This window comes from Colwellia sp. C2M11, assembly GCF_018860915.1.
In the GTDB taxonomy this organism is placed as follows: domain Bacteria; phylum Pseudomonadota; class Gammaproteobacteria; order Enterobacterales; family Alteromonadaceae; genus Colwellia.
Genome location: NZ_JAHKQD010000004.1, coordinates 21758 through 39595 on the forward strand (window position 1 = coordinate 21758; position 17838 = coordinate 39595).

The window sequence follows — 17838 nt, forward strand, 5'->3', positions numbered from 1 at the left end:
TAGAATATGCACCATAAAGTTAGGTCATTAATTTACCGCTTCAAAACGCCTTTGTAGCTCAGTTGGATAGAGCAAGCGCCTCCTAAGCGCTAGGTCGGAAGTTCGAATCTTCTCAAAGGCGCCATAAAAATCAAAAATTTAAAAAACACACCTACGACGAAAAAACGAATAAACTATTTATTCTATAAAAGGGGTAGTATTTAACCACAACACTTTTTATATTTTTTGCCACTATCACACGAACATGGATCGTTACGGTTAGGTGTTTTCTCAAAGGTAGTCGTCTTTGGTGTATTTAATACTGCATCAAGCTCGCTAATATTCTCATCAACAGAGTCATCAACACTGATATCAGCATAAAATTTATTTTCCGTAACAATAGCCTCAACTTCTGTTTTTCTTATTTCACTACCAACAACTAGCGTTAATGGATTTTTTTCTGTCCCTAGCTTAGCATTGCGTTCATTTTTAAACCCTGTTTTTACATGGTTTTCTCTAGTGTGAATTCGACCTTTATAATATAAATTGTGCACAATATCTCCGCTATTTTAATTCTGTATTTAATACGTTCATTTTATCGCGGCAGTATAACGTAACGCGGTGAATAGTCGACTATTGAATTAATGATAAGTTTTATTATCAATTTTTTATATTTGAATTACAGCAAATATAACACTACAGTTAATAAACCATAGCATCAATAAATGCACCAAGGAGCCCTAATAATAATGGAGATAGAACACGGAGAAGTAACAATTACTGTTGATAAAAATATTATTATAGTAAAGCTAGAAGGCGCTTTTAACGAATTTGGTGCGAAAAAGTATACTGTTGGTGTAAAACAAATAATTGATACCTTTCAAGGAAAACCTTTTTCTATTTTAATCAATAATCTGGAAGTATTAGGTGGTACTCCAGAGGCATATGAAGAACTTGAAAAATATAATCAATGGCTAAACACGCAAAATTTAGTTGCCAAAGCAATGGTAATATCTTCTATTACGACTCTTGATATTATTAACTTGCTCTCCCCTTCTAGACAATCACAACAAAGTAAGAATTTTGATAATGAAGAAGATGCTATGCAATGGCTAGCAACACTAACTTAATCTTTTCAATTAGTATAATTTCTTATAAAAGTTAACGTAAACACAAAGCTATAATGATAATCAGGTTCATACTAAAGTATGAAATTTTCCCTGATACTACTTTTATTTATATATAGTTATTCGAAATAATTACCCGTAGTAACAAGGAATAAAACAATGAAGTTAAGTAAAGTATCTATTTTAATGGGTTTAGCAATGTCAGTAAGCGTTTCAAGTGCCCATGCTGATCTTTTTGGTAGTTTAAAAAACAAGCTAACCGGTGAAGCTAAAAAAGAAGTACAGAAAACGGCTAAATCAACCAGTGAAAGCGCTAGTGTTAGCAATGTTGCAGGCCCAAGTTTAGAAGGCGGACCAGATGCAAGCTTAACATCAATGACGACTTGTACTGATTTTAAACCTGAAAATATAATAATAGGTAACCTAGGTACATATACATTTCAGAAAGGGTTTTCTAAAGAGAAACGTACAGGTTTGTTAAATAGAAAGCCAGCCGAATTAACTAACGGTTGTATTTTACCTTCACTTGAATCACGTCAAGTAGCTTATATGGAAGTTGACACAAAAAAATATGAAGCATTAGGTAATTCAAATGATTGGTCTATGCAGTGTATTAGATCAGCTAACCCTGGTGCTGGTGCATTAGGCGAAACTGAACGAAAAGATGAATATTCATACAGCGTAGACTTTATCACAGGTAAAGCTATGTTACTTCATTGTGGTAACTCTGAAGGGATAGAAGAATGCGCCGAAGGAAGTAATAGTTCTCGAAGCGGTATATGGGATAAAAAACTTAAGGCTAAAGGAAAAACAATGTTAAGCGTTCACGCTAACACAAGTTCGTTAGCCCCTAAACAAGGTGAAAAACTATACTGCCAATACTATAATCAAACGTCTGGAAAAAGTTTATTTGCTTTTGAATACTTAAGATTAAATAACTAATATGCTTTTAATGTCTCTAGTTGCAACGTTCATGCAACTAGAGACAGTTAATTCACTATCCCCTCTCAGTGCGACTAAACCTTCGTAGAAAAAACTGATAGAAAAAGCTTAATAGAAAAGAAATGTCATCAAGTCACTATAGATCTTTCATTTTTCGTGTAATCACCACTCTCAATTTTGCCGGTTTAATCGGTTTATGTAACCAACTCACGCCTTCGGCTTCTATCGCTTTTATTACCTCTGGCGAGGTATCACCACTAATTAATATTGATTTAATCGGATAATTTAAGGTTAATTGAACCTGCTTTATAGCCGCAATGCCTGTCTTGTGATTGCGTAATCGATAATCTGATATGAGTAGATTAGGTGCCCAATCAGGTAAGACGTTAATTGCTCTACAAGCCTCCTCGGCTGATTCAAAGGCTCGTACTTTGCATCCCCAACTAATTAGCATATTACTTAAACTAAAGCGAATGCCTTCATGGTCATCTATAATGATGATATCAATAGCACTCAAGCTTTTATTCATATCAACAACATTAGCTACTTCAATCAACTTGCTATCGCCTTCAGGTACTTTAATACTAAAACAGCTACCAACGCCCAGTTCAGAGTTAAGTGATAATGACCAACCTTGTAATTCGCATAATCGTTTAACAATTGACAAACCTAACCCTAAACCTTTGTTTTGATCGCGTTCTGGGTTATGTAGTTGTTGAAATTCTTTAAATATTACATCTTGATCTGCTACGCTTATCCCCACGCCTGTATCTTGTATATTTAGCTGAATTTTACCTAAGTCATGACTTACAGAGACTTTAATTCCCCCTGAATTTGTATAACGAATGGCATTTGATAATAAATTATTTAACACTTGTTTAAGCAAAATAACATCAGCTACTGCGGTACAACTTCCAACCTCAATTTCGAAATAAAGCCCTTTATTTTTGGCTAGCGGTTCAAATTCCCCTTGTAACTTAAGCAGTAAGGTTTTTAAACATAAATGTTGAGGGTTAGGAACAATAATTTGAGCGTCTAATTTGGAAACATCAAGTAAGCTATTAAGTAATTCAGACATGCTATTAACACTGTCCTCCAAACGCTCAAATAGTACATCATCTTTAGGGTTAATGTTTCCTGACTTAAGCGTATTCACAATAAGATTAACCGCTTGCAGTGGTTGGCGAATATCATGACTTGCCGCCGCAATAAACTGCGACTTTTCGGCATTAAGTCGCTCAGCATTCGCACGTGCCTGTACATGTTCAAACTTTAGAACAATTGCGCTTATTAATGATTTATTAACACCATGGAAAAAGGCCATTAGACCTGTCCAAACCAAAATTAATGCGATATAAATATCGACCCCATGATCTACTTCCATCATATACAACTTAATGGCCAATGATAATAAAGGCAACATCGAAAAAACGACTACACGATAAAAATAATAAGCAAGGGCATGCGCTATCGTTCCCGTTAATGCAATAATCATGATAAACATGGTATACAAATAAATATCAGTTTCTGAATGTAATAGTAACCAAGGAGCAGAAGCTATATATGCACTAAAAATAAGCAGAGGAATATCGCTAAGGTTTACCCAAGCAGAAGGATTAAATTTAGCAGGATATTTATAAAACAGATAAAAAGTAACGAGCACACTTACCAATAATATGGCATCGAGGGTAAACCATATGTTGATAGAATTTTCTGATGTTTGCGCTTTAAAAATAAAGTAGTAAAGCGGTAAACCAACAATGATAGAGCCTATGTAAATCCTCAACATTTCTTTCATGTATAAAGAGAAACTTTCTTTTTGAATTAACTCTGTATTTATTTTTTGTTCAAGATCTAATGTAAGCAATGTTAATAGCCTTTATCAAAATGATATTTATTTTGTTCAATTTTCAGTATCAGTTTGGTTATACCAATTCCAATAAGTTTATCTAAGCGCTGGCAGTACTCTTAAATGTTCTGCTTTACGGATACAGTCCATTCTATTTTTAGCGCCTAATATTTTGAATATTCGCTGTAAATGTGACTTTACCGTTGCTTCACTGATATACAAAACAGCAGCAATACCTGCATTTGTTAACCCAGACTGTACCATTTTCAATATTTCTAATTGCCTTTCGCTAAGTGATGACTGAGTATTTTCTATGGAGTTTTTCGACATTATTGCTAAGGAGTTGGCAATATGATCAGGAATAACAATCTCACCATTGATGATTTTAGTTAATGCTTCACTTAATTGATTTACCGTCCATGTTTTAGGGAGAAAACCTAATGCGCCAAGACTTAAACACTCTGATAAGGTCACTAAATCTTCTTTTGCAGACATAATCACCACAGGGATATCAATTTTTCTGGAGATAAGTGATTTCATAAAAGAAACACCATCCATGTCTGGCATGGATAAGTCTAATATCAACAAATCAAAGTCGGTATTTTTTTTTAAAAGTGCTAGTGCTTCTTGTGCATTTAAGGCTGAGGTAATATCACATTCCTGCATATAGGCAGACAAAGACGCTTTCAACCCTTGGCTAAAGATAGGGTGATCATCCAAGCTCAATATTTTCATTATAAATTCTTAATGGGTAAGTTTGCTATAAAGGACATAAAGCTAGAATATATATTTTTATAGCAATTTAATATTAAAAATTCAAAAACCTATAATAAATTACGTTTGATTATCATTATTTAATGATAATCAAACGTTCAAGTTACCAATTTATTATTAATTGGGCAAAGGAGATAATACAACTGTGTTAACGCTCAGTATTCCAACTAAAAAAGTAAGCACCAAGAGACAAAAATATCGCACTCATCACTAATAAACTCGTAACATGATAACTAATGTCACCTAAAGTAGCGCCTTCAGTAATTATTTGCCTAGCACCAGCCACTAAGTGTGTTAAAGGTAAAAAGTCTGCTACGGTTTTTAACGCTGATGGTGCCCCTTCTAAGCTAAACCAGACACCTGAAAGCATCATCATAGGCCAAGAAGTTAGATTTAATAAGCCCCCAATAAGCTCTTCACTTTTACTTCTACTAGCAACTAATAAACCCAAACTGATTAAACAAAAAGCGCCTAACATGCCAATAATAATTAAATCGAAATAGCTACCGAGCATTAAAAAATCAAATAAAAAGTTACAGCCGCTATACACTACCGTAGATATAAATATCACGATAAATAAACGAGATAATAACTGCGCTGAGACAAACTCAAAAGCCGATAGAGGTGTTGCCTTTAAGCGTTTTAATACGGCATTTTTACGGTAGCGTACAATGACGTAACCAACACCAAATAAACAACTAAACATCATATTCATGCCTAAAATTCCGGGTAATACCCAGTCTATATAACGAATTTCTTTTCCTACCGTTTCTAAACGGATATAGTTTTTTAATGGGACATTAAGTATTTTTTCTACTAGATAGCTCTTAGATGATTCGTTATTAACCCAATATTGGCTTGTTGAAACATCAATCACTAAATCTATGGTGTGATGACTTAACTTTTTATTAGCAAGCTCTACAGTGTCGTAATTAATATAATCAATAAACCGAATATTTTTAAATGAATCTTGTACACTTTCTGCTTGAGCCTTGCCTTCGGTCACACTATTAATAATGCCAACTTTATATGCTGGACGCCCATCCCCTGAAAAAATAACCGAAAAACCGATAAGTAATAACACAGGAAATATTAAGTTCCAGCCTAGCGATGATCTATCACGAAAAAATTCAATGTTGCGGGCTTTGAACACCGCATAAAAACGCTTTATATTCATATTGCTCTATTCTCTTAAAGACTGGCCAGTTAAATGTAAAAATAAATCATCTAAATTAGCAGACTTTACATGAAGGCCTTCTAATGAAACCTGATTTTGTATCAGCATTAATAATGTTTGCTCGACATTACTTGTAGTAATTTCAACCCTATCTGACACTATTTTCCATTGATAAGTTTGAATTAGCGAGGCCGGAACTTGTTGTGCTGGTAAGTAAATAAATACTTCTTTAAAGTGTTTACTTAAGAGTTGTTGTGGTGAGCCGGATTCAATAACTTTCCCTTCAGCCATAATCACAATATCATCACAAAGCTGCTCAGCTTCATCCATATAATGTGTTGTCAGAATAATAGTTTTGTTTTGTGCTTTAACATTTTTTATTAATTGCCAAAAGTTTCGTCTTGCTTGTGGATCTAACCCCGTTGTTGGTTCATCTAAAAAAATAATTTCAGGGTCATTAATTAATGCTAAGGCAAGTAATAAACGTTGTCTTTGCCCGCCTGATAATAATCGATTATCTCGATCTAAAAAATCACCTAAATCGCAGAGCTCAATAATTTTTTGTTGCGATAATGTATGTTCATAAAAAGCAGAAAACAAATTCAATGTTTCTTTGACAGTTAAAAAGTCTTGTAAAGCGGTATGTTGAAACTGAATTCCTATTTGCTGGGAAATATAATTATCGACTTCTTTTGGTTGTTTCTCATGGTTTTTATAAACAACTGAGCCTGAACTAGCCGAAATAATTCCTTCCATAATTTCTATCGTCGTTGTCTTGCCGGCACCATTAGGCCCTAAAAGCCCAAAACAATGACCTTGTTTAACATTGAAGCTGATATTATTGACCGCAACAACATCTTTATACTTCTTAGTTAGTGCCTCAACACAAATTGCAACACTCATAGTTTATTGATCCTTATACTGCTCTTAACTTTATTGTACTGCACTTACTCAAAAAAACATTAGATTTCTCACAAATAGTAATAATTATCATTTGCATTTAATTTGTAGTTGGTTTATTTTAAGGATTAAGAAAATGTACATTAAAGGATGAAATATGACTTCTGAAATTTCTAGCGCCGACATTAATGACACGAAGGTTCAAGTTGAATTATCAAGTAATATGTTACATCAATTGCTTAAATCAGGAGTACTACACGGTGGCGATTGTAAATGCTTAAACGCAAGTGCCAAAAAAGTTCTGTGGCAAGCCTTATTAGCAGCCAGTACAGATGATGGAATAAATGTGGAGCAATATCTATGCGCTTAAAAACCTCTGGAGAATTTTTACAGCTTGAACGCTGGTTAACTATTTTAATTGAAACCTATAAAGACTACCCAACTTACGGATTAGCTAAAACAATCAATTATTACGTAGATCGCTTATTGCATCATGAAGATATTCACCTTTGCGACCAAAAGTCTGGGGAAAGCGGTAATGATAAACGCTGTGAGTATTTGAGTATGAAAAAGTTCTGGGAATGGCAGGCAAGAAGCTAATCAACTATTCTACTGATTAACAGCTAACGACTTAATAATAGTTTAACTTTTGCTCTCAAAAATTGTTCAAGCGCTTTTTTACCAGTAAAACCATAGGTGTTACAAACATCATTAATGCTATGTTTCTGGAAGATGCGACTGATAAATACTAGCAAGTCTTGATCTTCAGCATATTTCACATCAGAAAGAACCATTTTCAGCCATAAATGTAAACTAAAAACACAACTTGAATACTGACCATATCCCTTAGCAAAATCAACAATATTTGCTTGATCACGCTCGCTCAATTCAACACAAGTTAACTTAGGTGAGTTACACATGATTAATGCTACTAACTTGGCAGATAAATACTTATACTCATCTGTTAATAGGTATTCAAAACTGCGGTAGAACGTTGAATTTATATCCGTAAGTGCCACCGTAGCTTTTGAAGACAACGCTTTAAGTACTAAGGCTGATTGTTCACCGCTTGCTTTATCTTTTTGGAAACCTATACGCGCTAACTTAAAGTAGTTTACTAGCCAAAAAGAAAGTAACGGCTTAGTCGCACCAAAACTAGACGCTAAAAAATCAACATTTTGTAATGCGGCAAAATTTTCTATTTTATCTAAAAAATAACTGCCAACGCCTTGCTGCTGTAGTTGTGGGTGTACTGCAATTCGCATCACTCTGATGTAATGATAATCGAAGGCATATTCAATTCCGCATTGGGTTAATAGTGATTGCGGAACAAAATGATTTTTTAAACGCCTTTTAGATTGCTGAATCGCACTCACTAATTCACTATCGATAACAGTAGAATCTGAGGTGGCACTAGAATTAGAGCTAGAACTAGAACTAGAGCTACCTTCATTAATTAAGAGTGCAACTGCGACTACTTTTTGCTTCGTTAATTCTTTAGACAATAAACAGACAAGCTGCACTTGCTCATTATCTAGAATCATTTTTACATCACTTGGTTTAGTTTGATAATGCGCAGTAACTAACACCGAAAAAACTTGCTTAAACAGTGATTCATTATGCGCTAACTCAATAGCGCTAAATTGCTTAAAGACTAATGAAGACAAGCCATTTATTGATGGATCATCCGCTATACTTGGCAGTTCAGCATTCAACAAACAGGCTTCAAAAACTAATTGCTCAAGTGGGTCATTAACTCGCCATCGAATAGGCTCATTTATATGTAAGCTTTGCCAATGAGGATATTGAGCCGCTAGCGTGCCTTGAAATTTTAAGGTGAAGCCTCGCCCAGCCCCTTCGTAACCATGAATAGTGGTAGCAAACACCAAGCGCGAATTATTCGACAATAACTGTTCGAGCAAATAGATAGGAATAGCCGCTGCTTCATCAACTAGCAACAAACTAGCACTTACCGGTTGTTTAATTAATTGGTCAACAGCAATAAACTCAACTGAACCATGTAACATTGTAAACTTACGCTTTTGAAACTCGCCTTCAGGCAAGCAACGAATCAAGTGGTTGAAGAAAACGGTTAATGATTCTATATCTGCTGACGTAATAACTAACCGCAAGTGATATTCTTTAGTTGCCGATTTCAACAACTCGGCGCACGCAATTGCTAAAGCAGTAGACTTCCCTCTACCTCTATCAGCCGTTAATACTAAAGGTTTATTACGCTTACCCTTAAACACCTTTATAATTGAATCAACGGCAAGTATTTGTTCTTGAGTAACACAATTATAGGGTAATAAAGAGTCATTACGTTCAAATGTATTATCCGTTGTTTGCGTTGGTAGCAAAGTAGGTAATACAAATTGGTTTTTTTCAATAATCACATGTTCAGGAAAACTTTTTAATAAGTCAAAAAATCGCTGATAAAAAAGGCTCTCTGCTATCTGTGATCTATCGTTTATTAATAGAAAAAATATACCGCCTGCCACTAGTGTGCCTGACAAACAAGCAAAAGCATCAATAGATAAGTCTGGATCTTGAAAAATGACAAAATTGCTTTCGCTACCTAATTTATCGCGAAAACGCTGCTTAGCAATATTTGCTTCAATATTATCGCTATCACCGTAAATCAGCCACTTACTGTCACTACTATTTTTCTCATCAGCACTATCAATACTTTTTAATATAGAATTCGACCAAGCATTATCTCCCACCAATACAATTAGACGGCGCTCATTTAACATCAACGCTTGTTGTTGATAACAATTAAACCAAGAAGAAAAATCGAGACTTTGCATATAAGATAAGTTCATATCATTAATTCTATATAGCCCAATAGTTTATCAAGCAATTGCTAGCACACCAATAAAATAAAATAGAAAGTTCTTCCAAAAAAAGTTTGAAATAGTATCATTAGCCCCCTATGTTGATATTGAATACAAGATTTTTTTAAGAGCGAAGACAATGGTAGAAGATGACTTTTTAGATGACATAAATGACGACGATGAAACACTCAATAAAAATATTGATATTGAGTCAGTTGAACTCACCGAAAAAACAGCAGCAGAACAAGCACAAAGAAACTTGCTCGCTCGTAAACGTATCGATGAATTAATGGAGAAAAAAAGACTAAAAGAATTATTAGACGATGAAAATGATTGGTAATTGCACCAAAATAACTTTAGTTTATTAACAAGAAATATCATGTCTTTATATAAAAAATAAAGACGCTTTTATAACAATAATGCAACGAATAAATCCAGAGCATAATGCCCGGCCCCCCGCCAATATAGTATTTGATTATAATGAATATAGGTAATGTCACTAAAATGAGCATTATCAATTGAAAATTATCACTTTTTTTTACTGTAAATGCTGATAACATAGATTTTATTTCAAAGATAACTTATTAGCCTTATGACTTTATTTGAAAAACTTCGTTGCTTACTTACTTTTGGGCAAGGTGTAGCCTTGCCTTTACCTGAGATACCTACCAACTCAACTCCTTTCCCATTATTTAAGCAATGGTTTGAAGATGCCAATAAGTCAGGAATATTACTTCCTGAAGCTGTGTCGGTGAGTACTTGTGGCCACAATGGCCAACCCAGCTCTCGAATGGTGCTATTAAAAAAATTCGACGAGCAAGGTTTTGTATTTTTCACCAATTATGGCAGTAGAAAAAGTCAGGAATTGAATGAAAATGATAAAGTCGCCTTACTATTTCATTGGAATGTATTACAGCGACAAATACGCATTGAAGGAACTGTTGAAAAAGTTTCAACACAAGAGTCTGCAGACTATTTTCATAGCCGAGATCGAGGTAGTCAAGTAGGTGCTTGGGCGTCAAAGCAGAGCCAGAAATTAACTGATGACGACGAACTAAAAAAACGAATGGCTATTTTTAGTGATAAGTACGCGACAGGCGAAGTGCCACATCCAGAATTCTGGGGTGGTTGGCGAGTAAAACCAACATATATTGAATTTTGGCAAGGACGCTCAAACCGCTTACATGATCGTGTGTGTTTTGAAAAACAAAACAATGAATGGGTTAATTTTAAACTACACCCTTAACAAGCTTTTGACTAAACGTATTTAGTAATATGATTTTCAAACACAGAAGTATTATATGGATAAAGTAACCCCGGTAGATATCGACTCACTAAACATACCTAAAAATAGGTTAATTAAACTATTTTGGGCCGTTCAATCTGCTCTCGCAATAATTGCCATACAATACTTATTTACTGATAACCAGCAAATAATCTATGCCATTATATTCACTATTATTATCATCATGCCCGTTTATTTTTTAGCCCAAAGAAATAAACTTGAATTAGGCACAAATATACTTCTTTTACTTTTAACGGTTATATTACTTGCCTTTGTTTGGATATATAACGGTTTAAGAGACGAAATACTCTTTGCTTTCCCTGCGCTTATAATGATATCTCTACTAAAAGGTAGCCATCGTTTAGCTTTTTTTCTCTATATCTTAGTTGCTATTAACCTTTTATCTATCGGTTACCTAAACGAGATGGGATACATCCATAATGAGACTAAAGAAAGTGATATACATTCCGCTATTTTACTAATCATTATATTAAGCTTTATCAGCTATATTGCTTGGCTTATTGCTGTAGAAATAAAACAGACTAATCAAGCATTAATAGACAATAAGAATGAATTAGAAAACCGTGTTAAACAACGAACAATAGAACTAGAACAATCAATCAATAACCTCAAAAATACGCAAGAACAATTAATTCAAACAGAAAAAATGGCATCTCTTGGTCGCTTAGTAGCGGGGGTAGCACATGAAATTAATACGCCGATAGGAATTACCATTACAGCATCATCACACTTAGAAGATGCGACCAATGATTTTTATAAACTTTATCAAAATGACAATATTACCAAAAAAGCGCTCGTTAACTACGTTGAAACAGCTACTGCTAGCTCAAAATTATTACAATCAAACTTAAATAGAGCCGCTGATTTAATTCAAGGTTTTAAAGAAGTCGCTATAGATCAATCAAATGAAGAAATTAGAGAGTTCAAATTAAAAGCTTATATCAATGATGTGTTGTCAAGTTTACGTCCTAAAATAGCACGTAGTGGTATTCAAGTTAATCTGAATAGTCCTGATGATTTAGTTATCAAAACCTCTCCAGGCGCGATAGCACAAATTATTACCAATTTAGTGATAAACGCGATTACTCATGCCTTTGAACAAGAAAAAGGTGGCACAATCACCATTAATATAGAACAGAAAGATCAGCAAATAAACATGCAATTCAAAGATTCTGGGTGTGGCATACCAACGGAAAATCTAGGTAAAATCTTTGAACCATTCTTCACTACCAAACGTGGTCAAGGAGGTAGTGGTTTAGGTATGCATATCGTTTACAATTTAGTAACCCAATCACTCCATGGAAATATCACATGTTCTAGTAACCTAGGGAAAGGAACCTGCTTCCATATAAACTTCCCGAGACAATAAACAATACAATAAACAATACAATAAACCTTAGTGTTTAACTCTTGGGCTTTGGAATAACATTAGGTTTTACACATTTAGGTAGCGTATTAGCACTTTTTTTAGCTAAATAATAAGGCCTAGAAACGGTTAAGTGATCAGTGAGTTGTTTAATGCGCGTTTCATTTGATGGATGAGTCGACATAAACTCTGGTGACTCCGCACTATTCAACTTCGACATGTTTTTCCATAACTGAACACTAGCCTCGGGTGCAAAACCAGAACGAGCCATTAAATCTTGGCCAACAATATCAGCTTCACTTTCATGGGAGCGGCTATAAGGCATAATAACACCATATTGAACGCCGATCCCTAAACCTGCAACCCATAACCCTTTATTATCAATGTCGCTTGCCCCAAGCGCAATAGTGGCAACAGCTAAGCCAACATTCGAGAGCTGACTGGCAGATAAGCGCTCATTAGAGTGCCTTTCGAGCACATGCCCTACTTCGTGTCCCATAATTGCAGCGAGTTGATCTTGATCTTCTGTAACATTCAAAATACCAGTGTAAACACCTATTTTTCCACCAGGTAAAGCAAAAGCATTTACTTGTGCTGAATCAAATACAACCACTTCCCATTCACCAGGAAATACAGATTCTGGCACATTGCCAATAATAGCTTCAGCAACACATAAGACAAAGTCATTAGTTGCTCGGTCTGTACTAATAGGTATTTCTTGCTTCATTTGTTCAAATGAAGTTACCCCCATTTTATTTAACTCAGAATCAGAATAAAGCGCTACTTGATTACGGCCAGTTGAAGACGTAGAACAGCCTGACAAACTAACAAGTGCAAAACATATAATAAGAAAATATTTCATATGGGTTAGGTATCATTTGGATAAAAACTAATATTAGCATTTGCACATAAAAAAACCGAGACATGCTCGGTTTTTTTAATATAAATCAAGTTTATCTCTGCATAAGGAGACATAGCATTAGGGAAGCTTAACCTACAAGAGCAAGTAATATACCTGCGGCTACAGCTGAACCAAGTACCCCAGCCACATTTGGACCCATAGCATGCATAAGCAAGAAGTTATGAGGGTTAGCCTCTAAACCAACTTTATTAGCAACACGAGCCGCCATAGGAACAGCAGAAACACCAGCAGCACCAATTAATGGGTTAACTTTCTCTTTAGAAAACTTATTCATTAGTTTAGCCATTAGTACCCCAGAAGCAGTACCGATAGAAAAGGCTACTGCGCCAAGGCCTAAAATACCCAATGTTTGAACATTTAAGAAAGCTTCTGCACTTAACTTTGAACCAACACCTAAACCTAAAAATATAGTTGTAATGTTAATTAACTCATTTTGCGAAGTAGAGCTTAAACGGTCAACCACACCCGACTCACGCATCAAGTTACCTAAACAGAACATCCCGACTAAAGGCGTTGCTGATGGTAAAAAGAAAATAGTCATTAACAACACACCCAGTGGGAAAATAATTTTTTCTACTTTCGTTACTGGACGAAGTTGCGCCATTTCAATTTTACGTTCATCTTCTGTTGTTAAAGCTTTCATAATAGGCGGTTGAATAATAGGTACTAATGCCATGTATGAATATGCTGCAACCGCAATTGCGCCAAGTAATTCAGGTGCTAATTTTGAAGCCAAAAATATTGCTGTAGGTCCATCAGCACCACCAATAATAGCAATCGCTGAAGCATCTTTTAAACTAAACTCAATTCCTGGTATACCATTTAAAGCAATAGCACCAAATAACGTAGCAAAAATACCAAATTGCGCTGACGCTCCTAACAATAAAGTTTTAGGGTTCGCAATCAAGGCGCCAAAGTCGGTCATAGCACCGACTCCCATAAAGATTATTAATGGGAATATGCCTGTATCTATCCCTGCATAATAAATATAGTGTAGTAAGCCACCTACTTCAGAAAACCCAGCAACTGGAATATTCGTTAATATAGCCCCAAAGCCCATAGGAAGGAGTAATAACGGTTCGAAATTTCTTGCAATAGCAAGATACAACAAGCCACAGCCAACCAACATCATGATGACTTGCCCTAGCTCAAAGTTAGCTAAGCCTGTTGATAGCCATAATTTAGTTAATGAATCCATAAGATCCTCTACGAAAAGCTAAGTAAAGCATCACCAACAGCAACAGAGTCACCTTCTTTGGTATGCAAACTAGTAATAACACCGGCATGAACTGCACGAATTTCTGTTTCCATTTTCATGGCTTCCATAATGATGACAACATCACCGGCTTCAACAGAATCACCTTCATTAACAAGTACTTTAAATATATTACCTGAAAGTGGTGCATTCAGCGTTTCTTCAGCAGAAATAGAGGTTGACTGTTTAATCGCATCATCACCCGCTGGTAATGTAATCGAGTCGATAGAGCCACCTGGAGCGACAACAACATTATAAACTTTACCATCAACGCTAACATCGTAACTTTCTGGTGCTGTTGTATCTTTTGGCTCAGATGATTCAACTGTCTTAGCACTTGCTTTTGTTGGGATTGGTTCAAATGCTGACGGGTTATTTCTGTTCTCTAAAAACTTCAAACCTATTTGTGGAAATAAAGCATAAGTTAATACATCGTCAATAACGTCATTAGCTAAATCAATATTCTTCTCTTTAGCTAACAGCTGTAATTCTGTTGATAACTTATCTAACTCTGGATCAATTAAGTCAGCAGGACGACAAGTAATGACTTCATCACCATCTAACACACGTGCTTGTAATTCCGCATTAACAGGAGCAGCAGTTGCACCATACTCACCTTTAAGTACGCCTGCAGTTTCTTTTGTAATAGACTTGTAACGCTCACCTGTAAGTATATTAAGTACTGCTTGTGTACCAACAATCTGAGATGTTGGAGTAACGAGTGGAATATAACCTAAATCTTTACGTACTTTAGGAATCTCAGTTAACACTTCATCGAATTTATCTGCAGCACCTTGCTCTTTAAGTTGGTTTTCCATGTTAGTTAACATGCCACCAGGTACTTGCGCCGTCAATATTCTTGCATCTACCCCTTTCAAACTACCTTCAAATTCAGCATATTTTTCACGAACATCACGGAAATAAGCTGCAACTTCAGCCATTTTTTCAATGTTTAAACCAGTATCACGTGCGCTACCCTCAACAATAGAAGCAATTGTTTCTGTTGGTGAATGGCCGTAAGTCATACTCATAGAAGAAATAGAGGTATCGATTACATCAATATCACTGTCAATTGCTTTCATTTGAGTTGCTACACTTAACCCTGTTGTTGCATGACAGTGCAACGCAATAGGTAAAGCAACCGTTTCTTTAAGACGAGTAATTAATTCTGCGGCATTGTATGGTTTTAACAACCCTGACATATCTTTAATACATAAAGAGTGTGCACCCATATCTTCAAGTTGCTTAGCCATAGTTAACCAACCTTCAAGTGTATGTACAGGGCTTTCGGTATAACTTAATGTACCTTGAGCATGTGCACCAACTTTAACTGCAGCTTTAATAGATGTTTTAAGGTTACGAACATCATTCATCGCATCAAAAATACGGAAAACATCAACACCGTTAAGGTGAGCACGTTCAACAAACTTTTCTACAACATCGTCAGCATAATGACGGTAGCCTAAAATATTTTGACCACGAAATAACATTTGCTGTTTTGTATTTGGCATCGCCTTTTTTAAAGCACGAATACGTTCCCAAGGATCTTCACCTAAATAACGAATACAAGAATCAAATGTTGCACCACCCCATGACTCAATTGACCAATAGCCAACTTCATCTAATGTTGACGCTATTGGCAACATATCTGCTAAACGCAGACGGGTAGCAAGAATTGACTGATGACCATCTCTTAAGACAACTTCGGTAATACCTAATGGTTTGCTCATGATTGTACCCTTATCTCTTTGACTTATACTGTGTAGAATGTTTGTGACGATATTGGCTTATAGAGCCACTAATTGCAGCAACTATTGCAGGTGAAATTTCACCGCTTACTGCCTTTTTATTTTTTGTACTAGAATGACTTCTGCTAGGTGTAATAGCATCCGGAAACTTCACTGCTAATCTAGCTAACACGGTATTAATAAAAATAATTAATAAGCTTAAAAAAGCAAACACAAATACCATTCCAGCAAGCATAAGTGTACCTGCTTCTATAAATTGATGCTCCATACTGTTCATTTTTTGTTCTCACTCGTAAGTTAGTGAAATTAGAATAATCACTCCATTTATGAAAAACAAACATTATTTTGCAGTTTCAGAAAAATAACACTTCGTCAATAGGCAAAAGGATGGATATTCAGTCTTTTTTACTAAATATTCAGGTAAATTTGCATAATAAGATATTGTATACAATATGAAACACATAAATACCTGAGATATAGAGTGATTTTAATTTATAATATACAATATACATAAGTGGTAAAATTATTCATAATGAATGCATAATATGCATAGTGAATATAAAGCCATGACTATTATTTATTTAATCTAATAAAAGCAAAGTATTTTTCATTCGACTAATGGCATAAAAAGCGGCTTTTAATAAAAAAATTCTTACCGGTTAAAACATAACCTGTATAGCTTTTAACTTGTCCTTATCAATTTAATTAATTTTCATACTTAAGTGTTGATTAACCATTGCTTCAAGCCTTCCCGACCTGCCTATGTCAATAAGTGTGCTCGTTTACATTTATGAAAAACATAATTATTTATCAGCTAAAACATTTACAAATAAAAAACGATAACAACACTGAGCCGTCTAACGAGCACTTATGCGATGAATAAAGATTTAGCCAATGCTTTAGTTTTGATGTTTTATCGTATAAGAATACATAAATAGTGAGAACGTAACTCGCTTGTTACCTAAAAGCTACTTTGAAAGTCCACTCATTTTTCAAGTGTGCTTCTGAAAAAATATTAAACAATTAAAAATGTAAGCGACTCGTTCAATAACTTTATTAATAGTTGAGATAGCGCTAGCTAATTAACTTTACTTAATCTTATTATTTATAACGTAAGTATAAAAGAAAGCGTTTATCGTTTAACTTAAGCTTTAAACTGCTAGCTTACTACGTAGTAATTTATCAATATGAGCACACCAAGCCTTAGTATTTCGTTGGGGAATATTGGTATTACCGCGAATACCAAGTTTAAATTCAATGACAGACTTCCACTCATCAGATCCAAGATCAGGGCCATGTCCTTTACCATCACCTGTTGGAATGTTCTCATGAATAAAACGCTCCCATGAATCGGTGCACAGGTTTTCACTTTTTGAAATTGACTGACAGCTTATGGCAACCATAGCACTAACCAATGAGAAAAGTATAACTAACCACTTTTTCATAAAAGCCTCACAAGTTTAAAATCTTCAACAGGTAGAAATAAGACTTCGCCACAGACACATTCTCTTCTTTATATTTTTTGAAATTATGAATAGAACCAGGTCACAACAGAGAGCATGATTTTCAACGATAGCCTGAGCATATCAAGCACTAAACACTATCACCAGTTCAGAAAAAAAAAGCAGCACTAATTGTGCTGCCTTTCAATTAATA

At 35.1% G+C, this 17838-nt stretch carries 18 protein-coding genes and 1 tRNA gene; 8 read left to right on the top strand and 11 right to left on the bottom strand.

What is annotated here, in order from left to right:
- Nucleotides 1-47 precede the first annotated feature (47 nt).
- Nucleotides 48-124: transfer RNA gene (locus KO509_RS00870), tRNA-Arg, on the top strand.
- Nucleotides 125-200: 76 nt separating this feature from the next.
- Here the strand turns inward: KO509_RS00870 and KO509_RS00875 are convergent.
- Nucleotides 201-533, bottom strand: a complete 333-nt coding sequence (locus KO509_RS00875) for a PBPRA1643 family SWIM/SEC-C metal-binding motif protein (RefSeq protein WP_215971404.1) — start codon at nucleotides 531-533, stop codon at nucleotides 201-203.
- A 195-nt stretch (nucleotides 534-728) separates the two neighbouring features.
- On the opposite strand from KO509_RS00875, the gene KO509_RS00880 reads away from it, so the two are divergent.
- Complete coding sequence (locus KO509_RS00880) at nucleotides 729-1109, top strand: hypothetical protein (protein ID WP_215971405.1); 381 nt, start codon at nucleotides 729-731, stop codon at nucleotides 1107-1109.
- Between the two features lie 156 nt (nucleotides 1110-1265).
- Nucleotides 1266-2048, top strand: a complete 783-nt coding sequence (locus tag KO509_RS00885; RefSeq protein ID WP_215971406.1) for a hypothetical protein — start codon at nucleotides 1266-1268, stop codon at nucleotides 2046-2048.
- Nucleotides 2049-2184: 136 nt separating this feature from the next.
- Here KO509_RS00885 and KO509_RS00890 read toward each other — a convergent pair whose 3' ends face one another.
- The 4 genes from KO509_RS00890 to KO509_RS00905 form a co-directional block, all read right to left on the bottom strand.
- Entirely contained in the window at nucleotides 2185-3915 is a 1731-nt protein-coding gene (locus tag KO509_RS00890; RefSeq protein ID WP_215971407.1) for a hybrid sensor histidine kinase/response regulator, read from the bottom strand.
- 78 nt (nucleotides 3916-3993) lie between these two features.
- Nucleotides 3994-4632: a response regulator transcription factor gene (locus KO509_RS00895; RefSeq protein WP_215971408.1), complete on the bottom strand. Its 639-nt coding sequence runs from the start codon at nucleotides 4630-4632 to the stop codon at nucleotides 3994-3996.
- Between the two features lie 187 nt (nucleotides 4633-4819).
- On the bottom strand, nucleotides 4820-5848 hold the full coding sequence (locus KO509_RS00900) for an ABC transporter permease (RefSeq protein ID WP_215971409.1): 1029 nt from the start codon (nucleotides 5846-5848) through the stop codon (nucleotides 4820-4822).
- A 6-nt stretch (nucleotides 5849-5854) separates the two neighbouring features.
- Nucleotides 5855-6751 carry an ABC transporter ATP-binding protein gene (locus KO509_RS00905; protein WP_215971410.1) on the bottom strand — a complete coding sequence of 299 codons (897 nt, stop codon included), beginning with the start codon at nucleotides 6749-6751 and terminating at the stop codon, nucleotides 5855-5857.
- Nucleotides 6752-6905: 154 nt separating this feature from the next.
- Between KO509_RS00905 and KO509_RS00910 the strand changes: the two genes are divergently transcribed.
- On the top strand, nucleotides 6906-7118 hold the full coding sequence (locus tag KO509_RS00910) for a hypothetical protein (RefSeq protein ID WP_252727320.1): 213 nt from the start codon (nucleotides 6906-6908) through the stop codon (nucleotides 7116-7118).
- Entirely contained in the window at nucleotides 7109-7348 is a 240-nt protein-coding gene (locus tag KO509_RS00915; protein ID WP_215971411.1) for a hypothetical protein, read from the top strand. Before KO509_RS00910 ends, KO509_RS00915 begins: the two co-directional genes overlap by 10 nt.
- A gap of 23 nt (nucleotides 7349-7371) precedes the next feature.
- On the opposite strand, the gene KO509_RS00920 is transcribed toward KO509_RS00915, so the two are convergent.
- Nucleotides 7372-9573 carry a GNAT family N-acetyltransferase gene (locus KO509_RS00920; protein ID WP_252727321.1) on the bottom strand — a complete coding sequence of 734 codons (2202 nt, stop codon included), beginning with the start codon at nucleotides 9571-9573 and terminating at the stop codon, nucleotides 7372-7374.
- A 151-nt stretch (nucleotides 9574-9724) separates the two neighbouring features.
- On the opposite strand from KO509_RS00920, the gene KO509_RS00925 reads away from it, so the two are divergent.
- The 3 genes from KO509_RS00925 to KO509_RS00935 all read left to right on the top strand — a co-directional run bounded on the left by KO509_RS00925 (nucleotide 9725) and on the right by KO509_RS00935 (nucleotide 12260).
- Nucleotides 9725-9925 carry a PA3496 family putative envelope integrity protein gene (locus KO509_RS00925; RefSeq protein ID WP_215971412.1) on the top strand — a complete coding sequence of 67 codons (201 nt, stop codon included), beginning with the start codon at nucleotides 9725-9727 and terminating at the stop codon, nucleotides 9923-9925.
- 252 nt (nucleotides 9926-10177) lie between these two features.
- On the top strand, nucleotides 10178-10831 hold the full coding sequence (gene pdxH / locus KO509_RS00930) for a pyridoxamine 5'-phosphate oxidase (RefSeq protein WP_215971413.1): 654 nt from the start codon (nucleotides 10178-10180) through the stop codon (nucleotides 10829-10831).
- Nucleotides 10832-10886: 55 nt separating this feature from the next.
- A complete protein-coding gene (locus KO509_RS00935) occupies nucleotides 10887-12260 on the top strand; it encodes a HAMP domain-containing sensor histidine kinase (RefSeq protein ID WP_215971414.1) in 1374 nt (457 codons plus the stop codon).
- Between the two features lie 34 nt (nucleotides 12261-12294).
- On the opposite strand, the gene KO509_RS00940 is transcribed toward KO509_RS00935, so the two are convergent.
- The 5 genes from KO509_RS00940 to KO509_RS00960 form a co-directional block, all read right to left on the bottom strand.
- Nucleotides 12295-13119, bottom strand: coding sequence for a M48 family metallopeptidase (locus KO509_RS00940; protein WP_215971415.1), 825 nt, complete (start codon nucleotides 13117-13119; stop codon nucleotides 12295-12297).
- A gap of 127 nt (nucleotides 13120-13246) precedes the next feature.
- On the bottom strand, nucleotides 13247-14377 hold the full coding sequence (locus tag KO509_RS00945) for a sodium ion-translocating decarboxylase subunit beta (RefSeq protein ID WP_215971416.1): 1131 nt from the start codon (nucleotides 14375-14377) through the stop codon (nucleotides 13247-13249).
- Between the two features lie 8 nt (nucleotides 14378-14385).
- Nucleotides 14386-16164 carry a sodium-extruding oxaloacetate decarboxylase subunit alpha gene (gene oadA, locus KO509_RS00950; protein WP_215971417.1) on the bottom strand — a complete coding sequence of 593 codons (1779 nt, stop codon included), beginning with the start codon at nucleotides 16162-16164 and terminating at the stop codon, nucleotides 14386-14388.
- 10 nt (nucleotides 16165-16174) lie between these two features.
- Nucleotides 16175-16459, bottom strand: coding sequence for an OadG family transporter subunit (locus KO509_RS00955; protein ID WP_215971418.1), 285 nt, complete (start codon nucleotides 16457-16459; stop codon nucleotides 16175-16177).
- A gap of 874 nt (nucleotides 16460-17333) precedes the next feature.
- Nucleotides 17334-17627 carry a hypothetical protein gene (locus KO509_RS00960; RefSeq protein ID WP_215971419.1) on the bottom strand — a complete coding sequence of 98 codons (294 nt, stop codon included), beginning with the start codon at nucleotides 17625-17627 and terminating at the stop codon, nucleotides 17334-17336.
- Nucleotides 17628-17838 lie beyond the last annotated feature (211 nt).